Source organism: Streptomyces sp. NPDC007162 (assembly GCF_040634175.1).
In the GTDB taxonomy this organism is placed as follows: Bacteria; Actinomycetota; Actinomycetes; order Streptomycetales; family Streptomycetaceae; genus Streptomyces.
In genome coordinates, this window is record NZ_JBEYFC010000791.1 from 1 (window position 1) to 2,944 (window position 2,944).

General features: G+C 71.3%; 3 protein-coding genes. All 3 read left to right on the forward strand.

All coding sequences use genetic code 11. The annotated features are described in order from the left end of the window. Positions 1–413 precede the first annotated feature (413 nt). The 3 genes from sigR (at position 414) to ABZ646_RS43990 (ending at position 2,811) form a co-directional block, all read left to right on the forward strand. Positions 414–1,097: an RNA polymerase sigma factor SigR gene (gene sigR / locus ABZ646_RS43980; protein ID WP_207921727.1), complete on the forward strand. Its 684-nt coding sequence runs from the start codon at positions 414–416 to the stop codon at positions 1,095–1,097. Next, positions 1,094–1,405, forward strand: a complete 312-nt coding sequence (gene rsrA, locus ABZ646_RS43985; protein ID WP_360532656.1) for a mycothiol system anti-sigma-R factor — start codon at positions 1,094–1,096, stop codon at positions 1,403–1,405. The genes sigR and rsrA overlap by 4 nt, the downstream gene beginning before the upstream one ends. 137 nt (positions 1,406–1,542) lie before the next feature. Continuing rightward, entirely contained in the window at positions 1,543–2,811 is a 1,269-nt protein-coding gene (locus ABZ646_RS43990; RefSeq protein WP_360532659.1) for an HD-GYP domain-containing protein, read from the forward strand. Positions 2,812–2,944: the final 133 nt, after the last annotated feature.

Sequence of the window (2,944 nt, forward strand, 5' to 3'; positions counted from 1 at the left end):
GGTGGAGGTGCCGGGCGCCGATCACGGCTTCGCGGTGCCCATGGGGGTCCCCCCGCGCGAGCGGAGCCGAGCGTGGGGGAGGGCAGACATCGGGCAGGAAAGGGCAGTGACCATCATCACGGATGCGGTCGCCGTATGGATCCCGGCCCTCGGGTGACGGCCGGGAATGTTGCGTGATGGACCACTGTTGTGGCGGACAGACGTGCTGGGACACCAGCGTCGACGCCGAAGGAGAGGAAGTCCGCCGCATGGGTTCGACCATCTGCCCGAGCCGTGAGCGCAGCGCTGACCTGGACTGGACGGTGCTGCATGCGGCCAAGACCGCTCCTATTCGAGCGGCGGGAGGCACGGGTCGTGTTCTATCCTCCGAGTCGAGTGGGATCGGTTTTGGTCCCGCCCGGGAACTTGAGGAGGTGGGTCCGGTCACCGGTACCGACGCAGGGACCGACAACGGTCAGGCGGAGCTGCCCGAGGGCCGGGGCGTGGGCGCGGAGTCGACCGCGGAGCGCACCGCGCGCTTCGAACGGGACGCGCTCGAATTCCTCGACCAGATGTATTCCGCCGCGCTGCGCATGACACGCAACCCGGCCGACGCCGAGGACCTGGTGCAGGAGACCTACGCCAAGGCGTACGCGTCCTTCCACCAGTTCCGGGAGGGCACCAACCTCAAGGCGTGGCTGTACCGCATCCTCACCAACACGTTCATCAACTCGTACCGCAAGAAGCAGCGCGAACCCCAGCGCTCCGCGGCCGAGGAGATCGAGGACTGGCAGCTCGCCCGTGCCGAGTCGCACATGTCGACGGGCTTGCGCTCCGCGGAGTCGCAGGCGCTCGACCACCTGCCCGACTCGGACGTGAAGGAAGCGCTGCAGGCGATCCCCGAGGAATTCCGCATCGCCGTCTATCTCGCCGACGTCGAGGGCTTTGCGTACAAGGAGATCGCCGACATCATGGGGACACCCATCGGTACGGTGATGTCCCGGCTGCACCGGGGCCGCCGTCAACTGCGCGGCATGCTGGAGGACTACGCGCGTGAGCGCGGGCTCGTCCCGGCGGGCGCCGGAGAGTCGAACGAAGCGAAAGGCTCGGGCTCATGAGCTGCGGAGAGCCGCACGAGACGGACTGCAGTGAGGTACTCGATCATCTCTACGAGTTCCTCGACAGTGAGATGCCGGACATGGATCGCGTCAAGTTCAAGCAGCACTTCGACGAGTGCTCGCCCTGCCTGGAGAAGTACGGGCTGGAGCAGGCCGTGAAGAAGCTGGTCAAGAGGTGCTGCGGGCACGACGACGTACCGAGCGACCTGCGGGCCAAGGTGCTGGGGCGGCTGGACCTGATCCGTTCGGGCCAGACCGTCCCGGAGAGCGACGTGACGGTCGCCCCGGCCACCCCCCAGGAGAGCTGAACGTCCTCCTTCGAGGAGTTCCGCCACGGGTGGTCTGTCACCCGAATGTGCTAATCCTCCGGTCATGACCTCCCAGACCCTCCGGCTGTCGCCCTAGGCTCCGGAGCCTGGACAGGCACGGTCGGGGGAGGGGCGTCATGGGTACACCCTGCTGGGCTGTCGCCCTGCTGGCCGTGCTCTACGCGGCCTGCGAACGCGTCGGACGGCAGCGGCTCGGCGGGACCTTCTACCCCGTGCTGCTCGCCGGTGCCTTCCTGCTGTCACCACCGGCCGCCGCCCTCGTGCCGCTGCCCGGGGTGTTGCTCTCGCCGGCCGCGCACCGGCCGCAGGCGCCGCGCCGCATCTGGCGGGCCGCCGAACTGGCCCTCGCCGTGTGGGCCGCGGGACGGGTGCACCGGGTGCTGGGCGGCTGCGACGCGGTGGCCGGCTCCGACTTCCCGTACGCGCTGCTGCCGTGCGCCGCGGCGGTCCTGGCGTTCTGCGGGGTGCTCGCACTCCTGGACGGCGGGATGCTCGCGCTGGCCATGGGGGCACCTGCCACGCCTTTCGGGCAGTGGGGGAGGGTTCCTGTCCGCCGGGCCTGGCAGGGCCTGTTCTCCCGCTCCCTCGCGCCGATCGGGGTGCACGGGCTCGCCGGGCTGATGATGGCCGTGCTCTGGCGCAGCCCGTACGGCCCGGTCGCCGCGCTGCTCGTGCTGCTGCCGATGGGCGTCTCCTGGTGGGTGTTCGCCCAGTACCACCGGGAACGGGCCGCCCATCAGGCCACCATCCGCGCGCTCGTCCAGGCCGTCGACATCAAGGACGGGTACACCCGCGGGCACAGCGAGCGGGTCGGCCAGGCCTCCGTGATGATCGCCCGCGAACTGGGGATGCCCGAGGAGCGGGTGGAGGTGCTGCGCTTCGCCGGGATCCTGCACGACGTCGGGAAGCTCGGCGTCCCCACGCGACTGCTCCGCAAGGACGGACCGCTGACGCCGGACGAACGGCGGATCATCGAACTCCATCCCGAGTACGGCCACGAGATGGTGCGCGGGATCTCCTTCCTGGGCGAGGCCCGCGCGGCGATCCTCCACCACCACGAGCGCATCGACGGCAGCGGTTACCCGTACGGACTGGCGGGCGGGCAGATCCCCGAGTGCGCGCGGGTGGTGGCCGTGGCCGACGCGTTCGACGCGATGACCTCCACCCGGTCCTACAGCCGGGCCCGGCCGGTGCCGGTCGCGGTGGCGGAGTTACGGCGGTGCGCCGGCCGCCACTTCGACGCACGCGTCGTCGACGCCCTGACCCGGGCGCTGGCCAGGGACGGCTGGCACCCCACGGTGACCGCCGGCCCCCTCCCGCCCCACCGCCCCCTTCCCACCCGACCGGGCAACGACCGGCAGGAAGCCGGGCGGCCCACCCCATGAGCCCCGACCCGTCCCCCACCCCGAAGCCACCCGCCTCCCGCACCCCCACCGACCTCCCACCCGGCGTCCGGGCCGGATCGCGCGAGCCGGCCGCCGCCCGCGACCCCGCCGACTCGTCGTCCGGCGTCCAGGC